20 protein-coding genes are annotated in these 19010 nt (G+C 75.7%); 9 read left to right on the top strand and 11 right to left on the bottom strand.

Translation table 11 applies throughout. From position 1 onward, the window contains the following. The first annotated feature begins 139 nt into the window (after positions 1 to 139). The 6 genes from OO57_RS17675 (at position 140) to OO57_RS17650 (ending at position 7255) form a co-directional block, all read left to right on the top strand. A complete protein-coding gene (locus OO57_RS17675) occupies positions 140 to 1636 on the top strand; it encodes an SPFH domain-containing protein (protein WP_033253468.1) in 1497 nt (498 codons plus the stop codon). A gap of 158 nt (positions 1637 to 1794) precedes the next feature. Continuing rightward, positions 1795 to 2802: a 3-oxoacyl-ACP synthase III family protein gene (locus OO57_RS46815; protein WP_033253467.1), complete on the top strand. Its 1008-nt coding sequence runs from the start codon at positions 1795 to 1797 to the stop codon at positions 2800 to 2802. Then, on the top strand, positions 2799 to 3554 hold the full coding sequence (locus OO57_RS17665; protein ID WP_234337382.1) for a glycosyltransferase family A protein: 756 nt from the start codon (positions 2799 to 2801) through the stop codon (positions 3552 to 3554). Before OO57_RS46815 ends, OO57_RS17665 begins: the two co-directional genes overlap by 4 nt. 176 nt (positions 3555 to 3730) lie before the next feature. Beyond that, the gene (locus tag OO57_RS17660; protein ID WP_033253466.1) at positions 3731 to 5206 is read left to right on the top strand and encodes an AMP-binding protein; all 1476 of its coding nucleotides are present in this window, start codon (positions 3731 to 3733) and stop codon (positions 5204 to 5206) included. 64 nt (positions 5207 to 5270) lie between these two features. Continuing rightward, positions 5271 to 6365 (top strand): hypothetical protein, encoded by a 1095-nt coding sequence (locus tag OO57_RS17655; RefSeq protein WP_051777851.1) that lies wholly within the window; start codon positions 5271 to 5273, stop codon positions 6363 to 6365. Next, positions 6356 to 7255: an NAD-dependent epimerase/dehydratase family protein gene (locus OO57_RS17650; protein WP_033253465.1), complete on the top strand. Its 900-nt coding sequence runs from the start codon at positions 6356 to 6358 to the stop codon at positions 7253 to 7255. The genes OO57_RS17655 and OO57_RS17650 overlap by 10 nt, the downstream gene beginning before the upstream one ends. On the opposite strand, the gene OO57_RS17645 is transcribed toward OO57_RS17650, so the two are convergent. The 3 genes from OO57_RS17645 to OO57_RS17635 all read right to left on the bottom strand — a co-directional run bounded on the left by OO57_RS17645 (position 7252) and on the right by OO57_RS17635 (position 8630). Then, entirely contained in the window at positions 7252 to 7452 is a 201-nt protein-coding gene (locus OO57_RS17645; RefSeq protein WP_033253464.1) for a hypothetical protein, read from the bottom strand. The two genes, OO57_RS17650 and OO57_RS17645, sit on opposite strands and share 4 nt — an antisense overlap. 166 nt (positions 7453 to 7618) lie before the next feature. After that, positions 7619 to 8275 (bottom strand): thiaminase II, encoded by a 657-nt coding sequence (tenA, locus tag OO57_RS17640; RefSeq protein WP_033253463.1) that lies wholly within the window; start codon positions 8273 to 8275, stop codon positions 7619 to 7621. 37 nt (positions 8276 to 8312) lie between these two features. Continuing rightward, entirely contained in the window at positions 8313 to 8630 is a 318-nt protein-coding gene (locus tag OO57_RS17635) for a cupin domain-containing protein (protein WP_033253462.1), read from the bottom strand. Between the two features lie 96 nt (positions 8631 to 8726). Here OO57_RS17635 and OO57_RS17630 point away from each other — a divergent pair, with 96 nt between their 5' ends. Further along, the gene (locus OO57_RS17630; RefSeq protein ID WP_033253461.1) at positions 8727 to 9107 is read left to right on the top strand and encodes a phage holin family protein; all 381 of its coding nucleotides are present in this window, start codon (positions 8727 to 8729) and stop codon (positions 9105 to 9107) included. 115 nt (positions 9108 to 9222) lie between these two features. Here OO57_RS17630 and OO57_RS17625 read toward each other — a convergent pair whose 3' ends face one another. Both OO57_RS17625 and OO57_RS17620 read right to left on the bottom strand, forming a co-directional pair. Continuing rightward, positions 9223 to 9651, bottom strand: a complete 429-nt coding sequence (locus OO57_RS17625) for an SsgA family sporulation/cell division regulator (protein WP_033253495.1) — start codon at positions 9649 to 9651, stop codon at positions 9223 to 9225. A gap of 347 nt (positions 9652 to 9998) precedes the next feature. Next, on the bottom strand, positions 9999 to 10838 hold the full coding sequence (locus OO57_RS17620) for an IclR family transcriptional regulator (RefSeq protein WP_234337381.1): 840 nt from the start codon (positions 10836 to 10838) through the stop codon (positions 9999 to 10001). Positions 10839 to 11174: 336 nt separating this feature from the next. Here OO57_RS17620 and OO57_RS17615 point away from each other — a divergent pair, with 336 nt between their 5' ends. Beyond that, a complete protein-coding gene (locus OO57_RS17615) occupies positions 11175 to 11702 on the top strand; it encodes an NUDIX domain-containing protein (RefSeq protein ID WP_033253460.1) in 528 nt (175 codons plus the stop codon). A 29-nt stretch (positions 11703 to 11731) separates the two neighbouring features. On the opposite strand, the gene OO57_RS17610 is transcribed toward OO57_RS17615, so the two are convergent. The 4 genes from OO57_RS17610 to pdhA all read right to left on the bottom strand — a co-directional run bounded on the left by OO57_RS17610 (position 11732) and on the right by pdhA (position 17001). Next, positions 11732 to 13345 carry a globin domain-containing protein gene (locus tag OO57_RS17610; protein WP_158715151.1) on the bottom strand — a complete coding sequence of 538 codons (1614 nt, stop codon included), beginning with the start codon at positions 13343 to 13345 and terminating at the stop codon, positions 11732 to 11734. 181 nt (positions 13346 to 13526) lie between these two features. Next, positions 13527 to 14828 carry a dihydrolipoamide acetyltransferase family protein gene (locus tag OO57_RS17605; protein ID WP_033253492.1) on the bottom strand — a complete coding sequence of 434 codons (1302 nt, stop codon included), beginning with the start codon at positions 14826 to 14828 and terminating at the stop codon, positions 13527 to 13529. Positions 14829 to 14833: 5 nt separating this feature from the next. Beyond that, positions 14834 to 15856 carry an alpha-ketoacid dehydrogenase subunit beta gene (locus tag OO57_RS17600; protein ID WP_051777849.1) on the bottom strand — a complete coding sequence of 341 codons (1023 nt, stop codon included), beginning with the start codon at positions 15854 to 15856 and terminating at the stop codon, positions 14834 to 14836. After that, positions 15853 to 17001: a pyruvate dehydrogenase (acetyl-transferring) E1 component subunit alpha gene (pdhA, locus tag OO57_RS17595; protein ID WP_033253459.1), complete on the bottom strand. Its 1149-nt coding sequence runs from the start codon at positions 16999 to 17001 to the stop codon at positions 15853 to 15855. The genes OO57_RS17600 and pdhA overlap by 4 nt, the downstream gene beginning before the upstream one ends. Before the next feature lie 147 nt (positions 17002 to 17148). Here pdhA and OO57_RS17590 point away from each other — a divergent pair, with 147 nt between their 5' ends. Beyond that, entirely contained in the window at positions 17149 to 17616 is a 468-nt protein-coding gene (locus tag OO57_RS17590; RefSeq protein WP_033253458.1) for an Lrp/AsnC family transcriptional regulator, read from the top strand. Between the two features lie 19 nt (positions 17617 to 17635). On the opposite strand, the gene OO57_RS17585 is transcribed toward OO57_RS17590, so the two are convergent. Continuing rightward, the gene (locus OO57_RS17585) at positions 17636 to 18157 is read right to left on the bottom strand and encodes a hypothetical protein (RefSeq protein ID WP_033253457.1); all 522 of its coding nucleotides are present in this window, start codon (positions 18155 to 18157) and stop codon (positions 17636 to 17638) included. Then, the gene (locus OO57_RS17580) at positions 18154 to 18738 is read right to left on the bottom strand and encodes a TetR/AcrR family transcriptional regulator (protein ID WP_033253456.1); all 585 of its coding nucleotides are present in this window, start codon (positions 18736 to 18738) and stop codon (positions 18154 to 18156) included. The genes OO57_RS17585 and OO57_RS17580 overlap by 4 nt, the downstream gene beginning before the upstream one ends. Positions 18739 to 19010 lie beyond the last annotated feature (272 nt).

The following is a 19010-nucleotide window of genomic DNA, read 5'->3' as shown; positions in this document are numbered from 1 at the left end:
GTGAGGGTTCCCACGGCCGCGCCCCCTTCCCCCGCCCCCGCGGCAGGCGCAGAATGCGGCTGCCACCGGCTTCCGCGCCCACGAACTGCACCACCCAGCGCAGCCGCGGACCGGTGTGCCGAAAGAGGGGGAGATCGCGATGCTGATCGGCATCGTCGGAGCAGTCGCCGCAGGATTCGTCCTGCTCGTCCTGCTGTTCAAACTGATGTGGCGCGTGGCGGAACCCAACGAGGCGCTGGTCATCTCGGGGTCCAAGCACGGCGAGGGCCTCGGCTTCCGCATCATCACCGGACGGGGCACCTTCGTGCTGCCCGGCGTCCAGGTGGTCCGGCGGCTGTCGCTGGACCTCAACGAGGCCGCGCTGGACGTCGAGTGCGTGACCTCGCAGGGCATCCCGGTGCACGTCAAGGGCGTGGTCATCTTCAAGGTCGGCGACGACCCGGCGTCGATCGCCAACGCCGCCCGGCGCTTCCTGGACCAGCAGAAGATGATGGGCCAGCGGGTGCACAACGTGTTCGCGGGCCACCTGCGCTCCATCGTCGGCGGGCTGACCGTCGAGGACATGATCCGCGACCGCGAACGGCTCACCGGGGAGACCCGCTCCGCCTCGGGCATCGAGATGGAGAAGCTCGGCCTGATCATCGACTCGCTGCAGATCCAGGAGATCCTGGACCCGACCGGCTACATCACCAACCTGGCCGCGCCGCACGCCGCCGCCGTCCAGCGCGACGCCCGGATCGCGGCCGCCGAGGCCGACCGCCGGGCCACCGAGGCCGAGCAGGAGGCGTTCGCCCGCAAGGCCGAGGCGACGCGCAACTCCGGTATCCAGCAGGCCGGTTACCAGGCCGAGATGGACACCGCCGCGGCCCGCGCGCTGCAGGCCGGACCGCTCGCCCAGGCCGCCGCCCGGCAGGAGGTCGTGGTCCAGGAGACCAAGGTCGCCGAGCTGGAGGCGCACCGCAAGGAGCAGCAGCTCCAGGCCGACGTCCGCAAGCCCGCCGACGCCCGCGCGTACGAGACCCGCACCAAGGCCGAGGCCGACCGCGACGCCCGGATCTCCGCCGCCGAGGCGCTCGCCCGGGAGACCGACCTGAAGACCGCCGCCGAGGCCAACCGGGTCAAGGTCGCCGCGGCCGCCGAGGCCGAGGCCACCAGGGCCCGCGGCCTGGCCGCCGCCGAGGCGACCCGCGCCACCGGTGAGGCCCAGGCCGCCGCCGAGGCCGCCAAGGGCCTGGCCGAGGCCGAGGCCTCCCGCGCCAAGGGCCTCGCCGAGGCGGAGGCCACCCGGGCCCAGGGCCTGGCCGAGGCCGAGGGCATCAAGGCCCGCGCCGCGGCCCTCGCCGAGAACCAGGAAGCCGTCGTCGCCCAGCAGTTGGCCGAGAACTGGCCCGCCATCGTCCGGGCCGGTGCGGACGCCTTCGGCAACGTCGAGCACATGGTGCTGCTGAACGGCGCCGAGGGCATGTCCGAGATGTTCGCCAAGGCGCTCACCATGGGCGGAACCGGCCTCGGCCTGGCCCGCCAACTGCTCAACTCGATGAACACCGCCCCCGCCGCGCCCCCGGCCGAAGCCCCGGCCCCGTCCCCGGCCCCGGCCACCCAGGTCATCCCGGTCCAGGTCGACACCGGCAACTGACGCCCCACCGCACCCCACCGCACCCCACCGCACCACGTCGCACCACGGCCCGTACGGCAGCACCACCGCCGTACGGGCCGCGCCGTCTCCGCATCCCCCGGCCCGGCTGAGTACCCGTACTCACGCCCCGCCCGCCGCCCCCGGACGACCATCGGGGCATGGACCTGCTGCCCCGCGTCGGAATCACCGCCGTCGGCTCCCACCTCCCGCAACGGACCGTCACCTCACGGCAGTTGCAGGACGAGGTGGCCGCCGGTGCCCGTCTCCCGCTGCCCGACGGCATGTTCGAGAAGGCCACCGGCATCCGCACCCGCCGCTTCGCCGGACCGGACGAGCACCCCTCCACCCTCGCCCTCGGCGCCGCCCGCACCGCCCTCGCCCGCCGCGGACTGGACCCGGCCGACCTCGACCTGCTGCTGTTCGCCTCCGCCTCCCGGGACGTCTGCGAACCCGCCACCGCCCACCTCGTACAGGCCGAACTAGGTTCCCGCGCCCACGCGTTGGACGTCTCCAACGCCTGCAACAGCTTCCTCAACGGCATCGACACCGCCCGCGCGATGATCCTGGCCGGACGCGCCACCCGCGCCCTGGTCGTCACCGGCGAGACCCCCAGCCGGGCCATGCGCCGCGACCCCTCCGGCCTCGCCGAGTTCCGGGAGGGCTTCGCCGGCTACACCTTCGGCGACGGCGCCGCCGCCGTCCTGGTCGAACGCGTCGAGCGCGGCGGCATCCTCGACGTCGAGACCCAGACCGCCTCCGAGCACTGGGAGGTCGGCGGCATCCCCGGCGGCGGCTCCCGCCACCCGCGCGGCGACGAGTGGAGCTACTTCCGCGGCGGCGGCAAGGAGTTGCGCGGCGTCTTCGAACGGATCGGCGCCGACATCCTCACCCGCGTCGCCGCCCGCACCGGTCTCGGCTGGGACGCCTACGCCCGCGTCCTGGTGCACCAGGTCACCCTGCCCTACCTGGAGCGCTTCGTGGAGCTCACCGGCGTCCCCGCCGAGAAGCTGGTCGTCACCGTGCCCGAACTCGGCAACCTGGCCTCCGCCACCATCGGCGTCCAACTCGACTGCGTCATGGACGAGTTGGACGCGGGCGACCGCGTCCTGATGGTCGGCCTCGGCGGCGGCGTCAGCCTGATCACGATGGTCTGGGAGAAGTCGTGACCCCGCCCCGGACGACCGAACTGTGGGTCGTCGTGCCCGCCTACCAGGAAGCCGCCCGCATCGACGGCACCCTGCGCGCCCTCGCCGCCCAGCACGACCGCGACTTCACCCTGCTCGTCGTCGACAACGGCTCCACCGACACCACCGGCGACCGGGTCCTCGCCTTCGCCCGCACCGCGCCCTTCCCCGTCCACCTGATCACCGAGCCCGAGAAGGGCGTCGGCTGCGCCGTCGACACCGGCTTCCGCCACGCCATCGCCCGCGGCGCGACCCTGCTCGCCCGCACCGACGCCGACTGCCTCCCCGAACCCGGCTGGACCGGCGCCGCCCGCGCCGCCATGCGGGCCTGCGGCGGCCTGGTCTGCGGACGCGTCACCGCCCGCCGCGACGAGCACGGCCCCGTCGGCCGCACCGTCTTCCGCACCCTGGTCGCCCTCGGCGCCCTCTTCGGCCGCATCCGCCCCGCCCACCACCGCCGTCACGGCTATCTCACCCCCTACCGCATGCACGCGGGCAACAACATGGCCATCACCGCCGCCCTCTACCTCGCCACCGAGGGCATGCCCCGCCGCCCCTCCCCCACCGACCGCACCTTCATCAACCGCATCCGCCGCCACACCACCGCCATCGTCCACCGCCCCGACATGGTCGTCCAGAACTCCACCCGCCGCATCCGCGCCTACGGCCTGCGCGGCACCGCCCGCTGGTACCTCGAACGCGGCCCGGGCACCCGCGACGTCGACATCAGGTAACCAGAGCCCCGCCAGAGAGCCCCGTCAGCGAGCCCCGTCAGGGGCTCGGGGAACGGCGAGTCCGAGCTGCTGAAGGCCGGATCCCACCGGAGGTCCGTGCTGCTTCGGGCCAGGAACAGCAGCCCCGAGCCCGCCGTTCCCCGGCCCCCGAGAACCCGCCCGAAAGGACCTCCCCCGTGCTCGACCAGCTCGCCCGCACCCTGCACGAGGGCGCCTCGCGGCCCGCCCTCCTCGGCACCACCCGCCGCGGCGTCCCCCGCGTCCTCGCCCGCTGCGGCGACCTCGCCGCCCTCGCCGAGCGCTACGCCGCCGCACTGCACCACGCGCACGGCCTGCGCCCGGGCGACACCCTGGGGGTCGCGGTGCGGCCGGGCCCGCGGGCCCTCGCCGTGCTGCTGGCGGCGCACCGGCTGGGCCTGCGCAGCGCCGTGCTCGACCCGGGGGCCGGGCCGGAGGTGCTGCGGGCGCGGCTGGCGCTGGCCCCGCCCGCGCTGGTCCTGGCCGACTCCGCCGCGCAGGCCGTCGCCGGGTGGGCCCGCCCGCTGGCCCGCCGCGCGGACCTGGAGCTGCCGCCGCTGCGGACCCTCGGCCCGGTGGCCACCGTCGGCCCCCGCCACCCGTGGTGCGCCCGCCCGCTGGCCGAGCACGCCGCGCCCGCCCCGGCCCCGTACGAGGGCGACGGCGACGCGGTGGTGGTGTTCACCTCGGGCACGACGTCCGCGCCGCGCGCGGTGGTGCACTCGCGGGCCTCGCTGGCCGCCGGGATGCGGGCGGTCGACGCGCTGGTGCGGCCCCGGCCGGGGCGGACGGTGCTGGGCGGGACGACGTTCGTGCTGGTCCCGGCGCTGGCCGCGGGGGCGACCGTCGCGCTGCCGGCCCGCCGCCCCGCCGTGCTGCAGCGCCAGGTCGACCGGCTCGTCCCGGACGAGACCTACCTGACGCCGCCGCAGCTCCGCCCGCTGACCAGGCTCACCGGCCGGGTCTGGACGGGGTCCGCACCCGCCGACGCCGCGCTGCTGCGCCGGGCGAAGCAGGCGGGCGCGAGCGAGGCCTGGGGGGTGTACGCGCTGACCGAGCTGTTCCCGGCCGCGGCCGTCGAGGAGCGCGACAAGAGCGCCCACGACGGCCCGGGCGACCTGCTGGGCCACCCGCTGCCGGGCGTCCGCACCCGGCTCGGCGCGGACGGCGAACTGCTCCTCACCGCCCCGGCCGCCCGCGACCGCTACCTCGGCGAGGCCCCGGACCGGTGGGTGCGCACCGGCGACCGGGCCCGCCTCGACCCGGACGGGCGGATCGTGCTGGCCGGGCGCCTCAAGGACATGGTGCTGCGCCGCGCCGAGAACATCTACCCGGGCCTGTACGAGCCCTCCCTGCACCTGCCGGACGTCGAACTGGCCGTCCTGGTGGGCGTCCCCGCCCCGGACGGCGACGAGCGGCTGGTCGCCCTGGTGCAGCCCCGCCCGGGCGCCGACCCGCGCCGCCTGCGCACCGCCCTGCACGCCCCGCTGGCCCGGATGGGCACCGCCCGCCCCGACGCCCTGCTCCTGGGCCCCGTCCCGCTGACCGGCCGCTCCCGCAAACCCGACCGCCCGGCCGCCGCCCGCTACTGCGCCGCCCGGCTCGCCGACTCCCCCGCCCCGGAAGCCCGTTGACCCGCAGCAGGCAGCAGCCCGACCACACCCCGCCGCCCACCAACCCCCGTACCCCGGAGGCCCGTTGACCCGCGCCAGGCGGTCCGACCGCAGCGTCTACCTGCGCAGCCACCCGCTGCTGTTCGTCCTGCTCGCCGCGACCAGGCGACGGCCGCTGCTCCGGCTCGGCCGCACCGTGCTGGTCCACCACCCGGACGCCTACCGCGAGGTCCTCACCCGCGTCCCGCTCGACCGGACGGCCGCGCGCACCACCGGCGGCACCGCCGCCCGCCTCACCGGCGGCAGCCTGCTCTTCGACCAGCAGGGCGCCGAACACCGGGCCGCCCGGCGCGAGGTGGCGCACCTGCTGGGCCCGGCGGGGGCGGCCGCGCTGCGGCCGCTCTGGCAGCGGATCCTCGACCGGCACCTGGGCGACCTCAGCACGCCCGTCGACCTCGTCCCGGCCGTCCGCGAACTGGCCGGCGCGACCGCCGCGGCGCTCACCGGCAGCGACGCCGACCCCGTCCGCCTCGCCCTGGCCGCGGAACGGGCCGCCGCCGCCACCGCCCGCGCCCACCTGCCCGCCCTGCTACCCCGCCCGGGCAGCGCCCGCCGCGCCCGCCGGGCCGCCGAGCGGCTGCAGGCGCTGCTGCCCGACCCGCGGGACGCGATGCTCGCCGTCGCCGCGGTCAACACCACCCTCGCCGCGCTGCCCCGGGCCGCCGCCTGGTGCGCCCGCGACCGCCTCTGGGACCGCGCCCGCCAGGACGCCCCGGCCCTCGCCGCGGAGCTGCTCCGCCGCACCGCGGCCTCCCCCGTCCTCCCGCGCGCCGCGGCCGCCGACGCGACCGTCCTCAGCCACCGCGTCCGCCGCGGCGACCGCCTGCTGCTGGTCGCCCGCCACGCCGCCCAGTCCCAGCACGACGCCCCCACCCACCCCCACGCCACCCGCGCCCCCTTCGGCCTGGGCCCCCACAGCTGCCCCGGCGCGGCCCTCGCCCGGGCCCAACTCGCGCTGCTCCTCGGCACCCTGGCCCCGCACCGCCCCCGCGCCCTCCGCACCGCCCCCGCCGCCGCCAGCGCCCTCCCCTCCTACCGCACCTGCATCCTCGTCGGGGGGCCGGAGCGCACACCGGCCCCGGGCCCCGTTCCCGCCGGAAGGCTCCCGTCGTGCCCCTGACCCTCGCCCTGACCGGTGCCACCGGCTTCTGCGGCTCCCACCTCGCCGCCCTCGCCACCGCCCGCGGCCACCGCGTCCTCGCGCTCGGCCGCCGCCCGCCCCGCCACGGCACGCACGTCCCCTGGGACGCCGCCGTCCCCGCCGCCGTCCCGCCGGAGGTCCGCGCCGCGGACCTCGTGGTGCACTGCGCCGCCGCCGTCGGCGACCACCCGCCCGGTTCGCCCGCGGAGCGGACCCAGCACCTGGTGAACGTGGTGGCGACCGAACGCCTGCTGGCGGCCGCCGCCGACCGGCCCTTCGTGTTCGTGAGCAGCGCGAGCGTCTACGACCCGCGCCCGGACCGCTCCTCGGTGACGGAGGACCACCCCACCACCGGCGGCCACCTGAACGCGTACGGCCGGACGAAGGCCCGCGCGGACGCGCTCGCGCTGGCCGCGGGCGCCGTGGTGCTGCGCCCGCGCGCGGTGTACGGACCGGGGGACCCGCACCTGGTGCCGCGGCTGCTCGCGGCCGTCCGGTGCGGGGTGCTGCCGCTGCCGGGCGGGGACGTGGAGCTGAGCCTGACCGCGGTGGAGAACCTCGCCGAGGCCTGCCTGCGGGCGCACGCCTGGCCGCCGGGGGCGTACAACCTCGCCGACCGCGCCCCGTACGCCCGGGACGCCGCGCTGCGCGCCGTCCTCGCCGCGCACGGGAGGCGGGCCCGGCTGCTGCACGTCCCGCCGCGGCTGGCGGCCCTCGCGGTGGGCCGCCGGCCGCACCTCACCGCGTACGCGCTGGACCAGTTGGCGCACCGGGTGGTGCTGGACACGCGGAAGTCCCGGTCCCGGGGCTTCACCCCGGGCCGGGACCTCGACGACTACCTGGCGGGCCTGGCCCGCGGCGGTCGCTAGTTCTTGGCGGCCTTCTTGAGCAGGATCACCACGACCGCGGCGATGCCGACCAGCACCAGCACGTTGATCGCGAACCCGACGATGCCCGCGATCACGCCGACGACGGTCCAGAGGACCTTCCAGGCGATCACCAGCAGCAGGATCGGCACCACGATGTTGCGCACCCACGAGGGCAGCGACTTCCAGAGCTCGGCCATGTCCGTACCTTCTCCTCCCGGGGTCGGTGCCGGTGGTTCCGGCTGCGTTCCCGCTCCCTCGATCTCGACACTTCGATCGTAGGCGGGGCCGGGAGCCGAAATCGAGGGGGTGCGGCCCGGAGAGAACCCGGAGATCCGCACCCTGACCCCGCCCCCGGGGGAACCCTCAGACCGGCCAGGTCTCGCCGCGCCAGGCGGCGTCCCAGAACATCCACTCGTAGCGCGAGGTGGTGGTGAAGTGCTCGACCACGCGCCGCCGTTCGGCCGCGGACAGCTCCTCGCCGATCCGGTCGGTGAGGTCCAGGACGCGGCGCACCACGCTCTGGAAGCCCTCGTCCCCGTAGGCGGCGATCCACTTGGCGTAGAGCGGTTCGGGGGAGGAGCGGCGGGCCAGCTCCTCGCCGACCCGGGCGTAGATCCAGTAGCAGGGCAGGACGGCGCCGAGCGCCTCGGCGAAGGAGCCGCCGTACGCGGTGGCCAGCAGGTAGGAGGTGTAGGCGCGGGTGGTGGGCAGCACCACCTCGTCGCCGTCGGCAGCGCCGCCGAGGGCGGCCGTGAACTCGCCGTGCATCTCCTGCTCGGCGGCGATCGCGCCGACCGCGTCGTTGCAGAAAGCCAGCACCTCGTCCTCGCCGGGGGCCTTGGCGGCGCAGACGGCCAGCGCCCGGGCGTAGTCGCGCAGGTAGTGGGAGTCCTGGACGACGAAGTGCCGGAACGCGGCGCGCGGGAGGGTGCCGTCGGCGAGGCCGAGCAGGAAGGGGTGGTCGAGGATCCGGCGGTAGGTCGGCTCGGCGGCCGCCCACAGTTCGTCGGTGAGCTTCACGGGTTCGTCCTCCTGCGCGGGTGCGGCCTCGGCACGGTCAGTCCTCCGGCGGGGAGAAGACCACGAGCACCCGCAGTTCCTCGGTGATGTGGTGGAAGCGGTGCTCCGTCCCGGCGGGGACGAACACCACGCTGCCGCGCCCGACCGTGGCGGTCTCCCGGCCGACGGTGAGCTCGGCCCGGCCGCTGACCACGAGGTAGATCTCGTCCTGGGCGTGCGGGGCCTGCGGGTCGGTGTCGCCGGGGGAGAGCGCGTACAGCCCGGCGGACATCGTCGGCTGCTTCAGGAAGCGCAGGTACGCGCCGTCGCCCGCGGCGCGCTCGGCGTCGAGTTCGTCCAGCCGGAACAGCTTCATCGGGGGCCTCGGCTCCTCTCCCGGGTCGGGCCCCATTCAACAACACCGCCCCGGAGAGCTTCCGCGCACCCGTCCGGGCCTGCCACCATCCGCAGCATGAAGAATTTCGTGATCAAAACGCTCATCAACGCGGCGGCGATCTGGGTCGCCGCCTGGATCGTCACCGGGATCACGCTCACGGGGGACAACGACGACTGGCAGCACAAGACGCTCACCGTGGTCGGCGTCGCCCTGGTCTTCGGCGTGATCAACTTCCTGATCAAGCCGCTGGTGAAGCTGTTCTCGCTACCGCTGTTCATCCTCACCCTGGGGCTGGTCACCTTCGTGATCAACGCCCTGATGCTGTGGCTGACCTCCTGGGCCGCGGACAAGCTGGACCTGGACTTCCACGTGGACGGCTTCTGGTCGGCGCTGCTCGGCGCGCTGATCATCAGCCTGGTGTCCTGGGGCCTCAACCTCGCCTTCGGCGACGACTGACCGGCCGACCGACCGACGGCGCGACCGACGGCGCGGCCGCCGGGCGGCACCCGTCGGACGGCACCCGTCGGAAGGCCGGTCGGTCACGCGGGCCGACCCCGGAACGCACCCGGGGTCAGCCCGCGTTCTCGTGCCCGGTGGTGGAGAGGATCGAGGCGAGCTCCTCGTCCAGCTCCCCGCCGGACAGCTCCTGGCCCATCGGCACCAGCCGGTCGGTGCGGGCCAGGAAGGCCAGCAGCGGCGGTGCGGCCGCGCGCATCAGGGCGTCGCCCTCGGGGGAGCGCAGCACCAGGCAGACCTCGGCGAGGTCGTCGCCGACGGGGTGGATGTGCACGTCGCCCTCGCCGGTGGGGCGGCTGATCCCGTCGACCAGGAGCTCGCGGGCGAAGACCCAGGCCACGGGCTCGTCACCGGGCAGGTGGAAGGTGAGGCGGACGGCGAACGGGTCGTCACCGTCGTAGTCCAGGTCGACCGCGATGCGGAAGGAGAGCTCGCTCGACACCACGAGGTGCATCGCCGTCTGGGCTTGGACCGTGCTGTGCATGCGCCAGTACCTCTCGTTCTGCCCGCCCGGTGCGCCGAGGGTCGAGCGGTGGGCGGGCATATCGGTTCGATCTTGTTCGCTGTGCTGGAACGGCACCCCGGTGGGGCTGGCCCGTCAGGTCGTGCGGGTACCTGCGGACGGGTGGCTGCTTCTGTGGGCCTTTGTCCCCTGATTCCCCGTTCGAACCTCATCGTCCACGTTTGCCAGCGATGCCGACAAGGTTCGCTTTTTCAAATGGTGAACGAACACGACACGGAATCACCGCACGGGAGCACTCCGCCGCCACCTCCCCGCCCGGACCCCCTCCCGCCCGGACCCCCTCCCCGCCCGCTCGCCGTCCGGGCCCCTCACCGGACGAACGCCGGGAACATCGCGCCGACCAGCGAGCGCAGCCGGGCCGCGGCGGGGCCGAGCCGGTCGGCCTGCTCCAGCGGGAGCGAGATGGCCATGGTGGCGACCACCGAGCCGACGGTGATCGGGACGGCCGCGCAGACCGTGCCGAGGGCGTACTCCTGGCGCTCCAGCACCGGCATGGTCGGGCGGGCCCGCTCCAGCCGGCGCAGCACCGCCCGGACGTCCCCCGAGGTGGACGGGGTGAGGGCGGCGGGGCGGTGGCGGGAGAGGTGGTCGAGCTGCTCCTCGGTGCCGAGCTGGGAGAGCAGGCAGAGCCCGATGGCGTGCGCGTGCGCGGTGGACCGGAAGTCGGCCCACTCCTCGACCTGCGGCTGCGCGGGGCCGGAGACCACGTCGACCATCCGCACCTCGCCCTCCTGGTAGACCGCGTAGTAGACGGCGGCGCCGAGCTCGTCGCGCAGCTCCTCCATCCGGCCGCGCAGGTCGACGTGCTCGGACTGCCGGGTGTCGGCGCGGCTGATCCCGTCGACCGAGGCGCCGTAGTAGAACCGGCCGCCCTCACGCCGCAGGTAGCCCTCGTGGGTGAGGGTGCGCAGCAGGTGGTAGGTGGTGCCGAGGGGGAGCCCGGCGGAGCGGGCGAGCTGCTTGGCGGTGGCGCCGTGGACGTGCGAGCCGACCGCCTCCAGCAGGCGCAGGGCGCGCTGGACCGAGGTGATCAGGGTGGGCGCCCGCGGCGCGCGTATGGCGCCGTCGGCCGCCGGGGCCGTTCCCCGGCCCGCGGGCTTCCCGATCCGGTGCATGCTCATCCCCATCCCCCGGGCGTCGACTGGCATTCGGAGGAGGCTGCTCCGAATCCGCCCGGCAGGCGGACATTTGAGCACAGGGCGGGCATCCCCGCAATGACAATGATGTACACATCGGGCAATTCCCCTTCAATACGAAGGATACTCCCGAAATGCGCCAGCAGATTACTAGGCGTCAGCTGGCGGGGCGGGGCAAATCGAAGATCCATAGCGGATGTGTCCATCACCACGGCTCGACACCCCCGGGCATGCCGGTGCACCCGTACGGCGCAACGGGTACCGCCGATTCGTCCCCGTGTGCGAGTTTCGCGCCCTCCGCCGCGCGGCAGACTCCCGCACAACGCTCGCGCCCCGGAGGTGGCAGCCATGTCGGGCCCGGTCCGTCCCGTCGTCAAACGCACCGCCCGCGCGATCCTGCTGGAGGTCGACCCGGACGACCCGCACGCGCCCGCCTCGCTGGTGCTGATCCGCCGGGTCCGCCCCGGCTCCCCGCACCCGTACTGGATCACCCCCGGCGGCGGCGTCGAACCGACCGACCGGACGGTGGTCGCCGCCCTGCACCGGGAGGTGGACGAGGAGTTGGGCGGCAAGGTCACCGACGTGGTGCCCGCCTTCGTCGACACCGTGGCGCACTCCCACCACGAGGACGGCACCCCGGCGCACCCGCACGGCGTCAAGGTGCAGCACTTCTTCGTCTGCCGCCTCGCCGGGCTGGACGAGTCCCGCCGGCACGGCCCCGAGGTGGAGCAGCCGAACGGCGAGTACGCGATCGTCCGCGTCCCGTTCACCCGCGAGGGCGTCACCTCGGTCAACGTCGTCCCTCCCAGCCTCCGCGCCTACCTCGCCGCCAACATCGAGGGCGTCCGCGCCCTGCTCGCCCCGGACCTGGGCTGACCTCCCGTCAACCCGCCCCTCCCCCTCGGTCAGTCCCGCGCCGCCAGGTCGTGCCGGACGCTGCCCTCCGGCACCCCGCAGCGCCGCAGCACCGCCGCCCCGGACCGCACCATGGCCGCCGGGCCGCTCAGGTACGCCGCGAAGCCGTGCCAGGGCGCGTAGCGGGCCACCGCGTCCGGCAGGTCGCCGAGCAGCGCCCCGGCCGGGGCGCCCGCCGCCTCCGACACCACCGGGCGGACCGTCAACCAGGAGTGCCGGGACGCCAGTTCGCGCAGCTCCTCCAGCCGGTACAGCTCCGCGGCCCGCCGCGCCCCGTAGAACACCTCCACCCGGCGCCCGGCCGCGCCCCGCTCCGCGACCTCCTCGACCAGCGCCGCGACCGGCCCGATCCCGGTGCCGCCGCCCACGCACAGCAGGTCCTCCCCGGCCGCGTGGTCCACCGTCATCGCCCCCTCCGCCGCCCCCAGCCGCAGCACGTCGCCCGGCCGCGCCCGGTGCACCAGCGCGTTGCTCACCCAGCCCGCCTGCACCGCCTTCACGTGCAGCGTCAGCAGCCCGTCCGGCCGCGGCGCCGAACCGAACGAGTACGGCCGCCACACCCGCGGCCACCACGGCGTCTCCACCGCCGCCCACTGCCCGGCCCGGAACGGGTACGCCTGGTCCGGGCGGAGCGTCAGCACCGCGACGTCCCGGGTGGCCTGCCGGTGCCCCACCACCTCTGCCTGCCACCACGGCGGGGCCGAACGGGCCTCCTCCTCCGCGCCCTCCACCATCAGCCGGGACACCAGCGCCAGCAGCCGCCGCCAGGCTTCCTCGGTGCGCCCGTCCCAGCCGCTGCCGCCGTACCGGGCCAGCGCCGCCACCAGGCAGTCCGCCACCGAGGCGTAGTGCCGGGTCAGCGCCCCGTACTTGCGGTGCCGCCGCCCCAACGGGCCCAGGTACGCCCGCAGTTCCTCCGGGTCGCCGGCCCGGGACGCGCACAGCCGCAGCGCCTGGAACAGCCGGGTGCGCTGCTCGTCCATCGCGGCCGGGAACATCGCCCGCAGCTCCGGGTGCCGCAGGAACATCAGCGCGTGGAAGTGCGCCATCGCCCGGTCCGCGTCCGGCGCGACCGCGGCCAGGCAGGCCCGCACCAGCACCAGGTCCTCGGGCCCCGGCGGCTCGGCGGCCGCCCCCGCACCCGCACCCACCGGCTCCAGCGCGGCGGGCGCCTCCACGGCCGCCTGCACGCCCCAGGCCCTGCTCCACCGGTCGTCCGGGCCCACCCAGTTCAGCGCCGGAGCCTGCCGGAACAGCGGCTCGAACGCCACCGCGGGCACGGACACCGGGGCGGGCACCGCGGGCGCCCAGGTCGGCTTCGCCGGAACGGCCGGCACCGGGGTCAGCCCCACCGGCCGCACCGGCCCGAGCTCCAGCGGCACCCCCGGCGGCGGGGCCGGCTCCGGCCCGGCGGAGGGCTGCTCCGCCGGGCCGGACGGCTCCCGCTGCTCCAGGGCGGTCGGAGGTTCGTCCGCCGGCTCGGCCGGGGCGGACGGGGTGGCGGCAGCGGCTTCGGCACCGGGCAGCCCGGGGCCGACCGCGGTGCCCCGGCCGACCCCTGCCTTCGACGGCCTGCTCTCCCGCACGAGCTGACGAGTGCTCAATGGAATCGTTTCGCTTCCGATCGACCTGTGTCCTGATGCCCCAGCACAGTGACACCGGCCGCACAGCTCATCCGAAGAATCCCCCGAACCCCGGACACCCGCCCCGTCCACCCGCTACCCTCACCCACCGAACCGGCCCCGGCCCGGCCCCGGCCCGGCCCCGAACCGGCCCCGGGCGCCCCTACAGCGCCCGCAGCAGCATCCCGGGCCGCTCCACGCAGTCCGCGACGAACCGCAGGAAGCCGCCCGCCGTGCCCCCGTCGCAGACGCGGTGGTCGAAGGTGAAGGAGAGCTGGGTGACCTGGCGGACCGCCAGTTCGCCCTCGTGGACCCACGGCTTGGGGACGATCCGTCCCACGCCGAGCATCGCCGCCTCCGGGTGGTTCAGGATCGGCGTCGAGCCGTCCACGCCGAAGACCCCGTAGTTGTTCAGGGTGAACGTCCCGCCGGTCAGCTCGGCCGGGGCCAGGGTGCCCGCCCGGGCGCCCTCGGTCAGCCGGGCCATCTCCTGGGCGAGCCGCTCGGTGCCCAGCCGCCCGGCGTCCCGGACCACCGGGACCAGCAGCCCGCGCGGGCCCTGCGCGGCGAAGCCGAGGTGGACGGACCGGTGGCGGCGCACCGCCTCGCCCTCGACGCTCGCGTTCAGCTCGGGGAAGCGCTCCAGCCCGGCCAGGCAGATCCGGGCCAGCAGCGCGAGCACGCTCAGCTTCGGCCCCGGTGCCTGGTTGGACTGGGCGCGCAGCGCCATCAGCGCGGTGGCGTCGGCGTCCACCCAGCAGGTCGCGGCGGGGATCTCCCGGTGGCTGCGGGTCAGCTTCTCGGCGACCGCCCGGCGCAGCCCGCGCAGCGGCACCAGCTCGTCCTCCGACTCGGTTCCACGTGGAACGACCGCGGACGCGGGCACGGACGCAGGCGCAGGTGCGGGCGCAGCGGGCGCGGAAGCCGCCGCGATGGCCCGCTCCACGTCCCGCCGGGTGACCAGCCCGTCCGGCCCGCTGCCGGGCACCGCGGCCAGGTCGAGCCCGTGCTCGCGGGCGATCCGGCGCACCAGCGGCGAGATCACCGCCACCACGGCCGGAGCCGGAGCCGGAGCCGGAGCCACCGCCACAGCCGCGGCGGGAGCCGGAGCCGCGGCCTCCCCCGGTCGGACCCGCCGCCGCCCGGCCCGCCGGGTCTCGGCGACCCCGTACCCGACCAGCGGCCGCTCCACCGCGGGCTCGTCCGCGCCGCCCGGCGCGGGTGCGACCGCGACGGTCACCAGCGCGGCGCCGACCGGCACCTCCTGCCCGACCTCGCCGTACCGGGCGGTGACCACCCCGCCGTACGGGCAGGGCACCTCGACCACCGCCTTGGCGGTCTCCACCTCCACCACCGGCTGGTCGACGGCGATCACCTCGCCGACCTCGACCATCCAGCGCACCACCTCCGCCCCGGTGAGTCCCTCACCGAGGTCGGGCAGCGTGAACTCGCGGACCACCGGCACCGCCATCACTCCTCCCACTGGAGCCGGGCCACGGCGTCCAGGATCCGGTCCACCCCGGGCAGGTGGTGGTGCTCCAGCATCGGCGGCGGGTACGGGACGTCGAAGCCGGTGACCCGCAGCACCGGCGCGGCCAGGTGGTGGAAGCACTTCTCGGTGAGCCGGGCGGCGATCTCCGCCCCGGCCCCGCCGAAGCCCGCCGACTCGTGCACCACCACGGCCCGGCCGAGCGAGCGGACCACCTCGCAGGCGGTGGCCTCGTCGAACGGCACCAGGGTGCGCAGGTCGAGCACCGCCAGGTCCCACCCCTCGGCCCTCGCGGCCTCGGCGGCCTCCAGGCAGACCGGCAGCGAGGGCCCGTAGGTGACCAGTACCGCGGAGCTGCCGGGGCGGCGCAGCACGGCCTTCCCGATCGGTTCGACGCCCGCCGCCGGGTCCCAGCCGTCCTTGCCCCAGTAGAGCCGCTTGGGCTCCAGGAACACCACCGGGTCGTCGGAGGCGATCGACTCCCGCAGCAGCCCGTACGCGTCGGCGACGGTCGCGGGGGTGACCACGTGCAGGCCGGGGGTGTGCGCGTAGTACGCCTCGGAGGCGTCGCTGTGGTGCTCGACGCCGCCGATGCCGCCGCCGTACGGGATGCGGACGGTGATCGGCAGCGGGAGCTTCCCGGCGGTGCGGTTGCGCATCTTGGCGACGTGCGAGAACAGCTGCTCCAGCGCCGGGTAGGCGAAGGCGTCGAACTGCATCTCGACCACGGGGCGCAGCCCGTACATGGCCATGCCGACGGCGGTGCCGAGGATGCCGGCCTCGGCGAGCGGGGTGTCCAGGCAGCGGTCGGGGCCGAACTCGGCGGTCAGGCCGTCGGTGATCCGGAAGACGCCGCCGAGCGCGCCGACGTCCTCGCCGAGGACGTGGACGGTCTTGTCGGCGCGCATGGCGTCGCGCAGCGCGAGGTTCAGGGCCTGCGCCATGGTGCCGGTGCGCGGGCCCGACTGCTCGCGGCCGGACTGGTCGCGGACGGCGGTGCTCATCGGCCGTGCACCTCGGCCTCCGCGGCGAGTTCGGCGGCCAGCTGCCCGGCCTGCTCGCGCAGCTGCTGGGTGGGTTCGGCGTAGACGTGCGCGAACAGCGACATCGGGTCGAGTTCGGGGTCGGTGTGGAACTCGGCGCGCATCCGGGCGGCCAGCTGCTCGGCCTGGTCGGCGGCGTCGGCGACCAGCTGCTCGTCGAGCAGGCCGCGGCCGCGCAGCGCGTCCTCCAGCAGCCGGACGGGGTCGTGCGCCCGCCAGGCGTCGACCTCCTCGGCCTGCCGGTAGCGGGTGGCGTCGTCGGCGTTGGTGTGCGCCTCGATCCGGTAGGTGAGCGCCTCGACCAGGGTGGGGCCGCCGCCGGTGCGTGCCCGCTCGACGGCCTCGGTGAGCACCTGGTGCACGGCGAGCGCGTCGTTGCCGTCGACCAGCCGGCCGGGCATGCCGTAGCCGACGGCCTTGTGGGCGAGGGTCGGCGCGGCGGACTGCCGGGTCAGCGGGACGGAGATCGCGTAGCCGTTGTTCTGCACCAGGAACACCACGGGGGCGTGCAGCACGGCCGCGAAGTTCAGGCCCTCGTGGAAGTCGCCCTCGCTGGTGCCGCCGTCGCCGAGCAGGGCGAGCGCGACGGTGTCGTCCCCGGCCAGCCGGGCGGCGTGCGCCAGGCCGACGGCGTGCGGGACCTGGGTGGCCAGCGGGGTGCACAGCGGGGCGGTGCGGGTGGCGCGCGGGTCGTAGCCGGTGTGGGCGTCGCCGCGCAGCAGGGTGAGCGCCTGCAGCGGGTCGACGCCGCGGGCGACCACGGCGAGGGTGTCCCGGTAGGAGGGGAACAGCCAGTCCTGGGGGCGCAGCGCGAGCGCGGCGGCGACCTGGCAGGCCTCCTGGCCGGTGGAGGCCGGGTAGACGGCGAGCCGGCCCTGCTTGGTGAGGGTGGTGGCCTGCTGGTTGTAGCGGCGTCCGGCAACCAGCCGCCGGTAGAGCTCGCGCAGCAGCTCGGGGTCGGCCGCGTCGGCGGCGCCGGTGCCCAGCGCGCGGTGCGGTTCGGGGTCGGGCAGCAGCGGGGCGGGGTCGGTGCGGGGCGCGGTGGCGCCGGGCCGCCAGCCGGGCACGGCCGCTACCGGGTCGTTCCTGTGGTCCAGGACGGTCATCTGGGGCACCTCCGGGGTGGTGGGGGCTCCCTACCGATTGTTCGGTCGTCTGTTCATCTTGACCATATCCCGGTCGAGACGGTGGACAGTCGGCCGAAAGGGAGGTCTGCTGGGGCCAGCACGTCCAATCGCGAGGGGTGGGGGGCCATGTCGGCTGAACAGGTGTCCAGACTCGACCGTGTCGACCGGTCGATCCTGCGGCTGCTGCGGCAGGACGGTCGCGCCTCGATCCGCTCGGTGGCCGAGCGGGTGCACGTGTCCCGGGCGAACGCGTACGCCCGGATCTCCAGGATGGTGGAGGACGGGGTGATCCGCGGCTTCACCGCCCGGGTCGACCACGAGAAGGCCGGGCAGGCCGCGTCCGCGTACGTCACCCTGCGGATCGTGCAGAACTCCTGGCGCACCGTGCGCGAGCAGTTGCTGCGGCTGCCGGGGGTGGCGCACATCGCGCTGGTCGGCGGCGACTACGACGTGCTGATGCTGGTCCACACGGCGGACAACCGGGCGCTGCGGGAGCTGGTGCTGGGCAGCATCCAGTCCATCCCGGAGGTGCTGGGCACCCGCACCATGCTGGTGTTCGAGGAGACCGACCAGATCCCGGCGGACGGCCTGTAGCGGGCCGCGGCGGGGCGGCTCAGTCCTCGCCGGTGGCGACGGCCACCACGGTGCGGCCGTCCCCGACGCCGACCAGCGCCGCGTCGAAGGTCCAGACGGTGACCGGGCTCCAACTGGCGTTCCGCCCGTCCGGCGGGGGGTGCGCGGCGTAGCCGTTGGCCCGCCAGTCGGCGTCCGGCCCGAGCAGGCCGACCAGGGGTTCGGCCAGCACCCGGGCCTCCCGGACGGCACCGAGCGAACCGAACACCAGGCTCTGCCCGAGCGTGAGGGCCATCCAGTCCGCCGCCTCCGCCGCCGCGACGCGCACCCCGAGCCGGTCCTGCATCTGCCGGACGCCGTGCGGGCCGCGGTGCGACCGACCGCGGCACCGGCAGACCGTGCTCACCAGCCCCCGCGGCTCCAGCGCCTCCCAGCACAACCGGGCGTGGTCGAGCCCGCGGTCCTCGCCGATCGCCACCACCATGTCGAAGTTCCGGTGGGCGGTCCAGTCGTCCAGCAGTTCGCGCAGCGCCTCCAGCTCGCCCGGGAGGTGCAGGCTCACCGGGCGCGCAGGCCGTCGAAGGCGAAGCGGGCCACCGCGTCCGGCAGGCCCTCGGTGCCGCGCTGGCCCGGCCGGTACCACTCGACCAGCGAGTTGACGGTGCCGAACAGCAGCCGGGTGGCCAGCCGGGGCTCGACGTCGGCGCGCAGCTCACCGGCGGCGACGGCGGCCTGGACGAGTTCGGCGACCCGGTGGTCGAAGTCGCGGCGGCGCTCCAGCGCCCACAGCTCGGTGGCGGTGTTGCCGCGCACCCGCAGCAGCAGCGTCACGTACGGCAGTTCGGCGAGCAGCACCTCGGCGGTGCGGCGCACCACGTGCTCCAGCCGGTCCACCGGCCGACCCGCGACGGCGGCCGGCTCGTCCAGGATCGCGAACAGCGCGTCCAGCGCCCGGCCGACGGCGAGCCGCAGCAGCTCCTCCTTGCCGCGCACGTGGTGGTAGATCGAGGACTTGGAGATCCCGGCCGCCCTGGACAGGTCCTCCATCGAGGTGCCGTCGTACCCGCGTTCGTTGAAGACCCGCACGGTGACGGCGAGCAGCGAGTCGACGGTGTAGGCGGCGCGCGTGGAGTGGTCGGCCATGCGACGAGTATCCCCGGGCCACCCCCGCCCCGCCCCGGGGGGTGGCCCCCGGCCCGGTCCGGCCCGACGGCCGGTGTCCTCGACGACGAAGCACCCGGGCCTGCGCCGCACCCCACCTGCACGCGCCCGGACTCATCCCCGCCCGCCCCCAACTTCCCCAGCCCACCGCCCAGGCTCATCCCGCCCGGCCCCCGGCCCCCGGCCTCCGGCGGGCGGTGTCCTCGGCGACGAAGCACCCGGGCCTGCGCCGCACCGCCTGCACGCCCCCGGCC

The organism is Kitasatospora phosalacinea, assembly GCF_000717185.1.
Classification (GTDB): Bacteria; Actinomycetota; Actinomycetes; order Streptomycetales; family Streptomycetaceae; genus Kitasatospora; species Kitasatospora phosalacinea_A.
The sequence above is the reverse complement of the archived record's forward strand: the minus strand, read 5'-3'. Positions and strand labels throughout refer to the sequence as shown.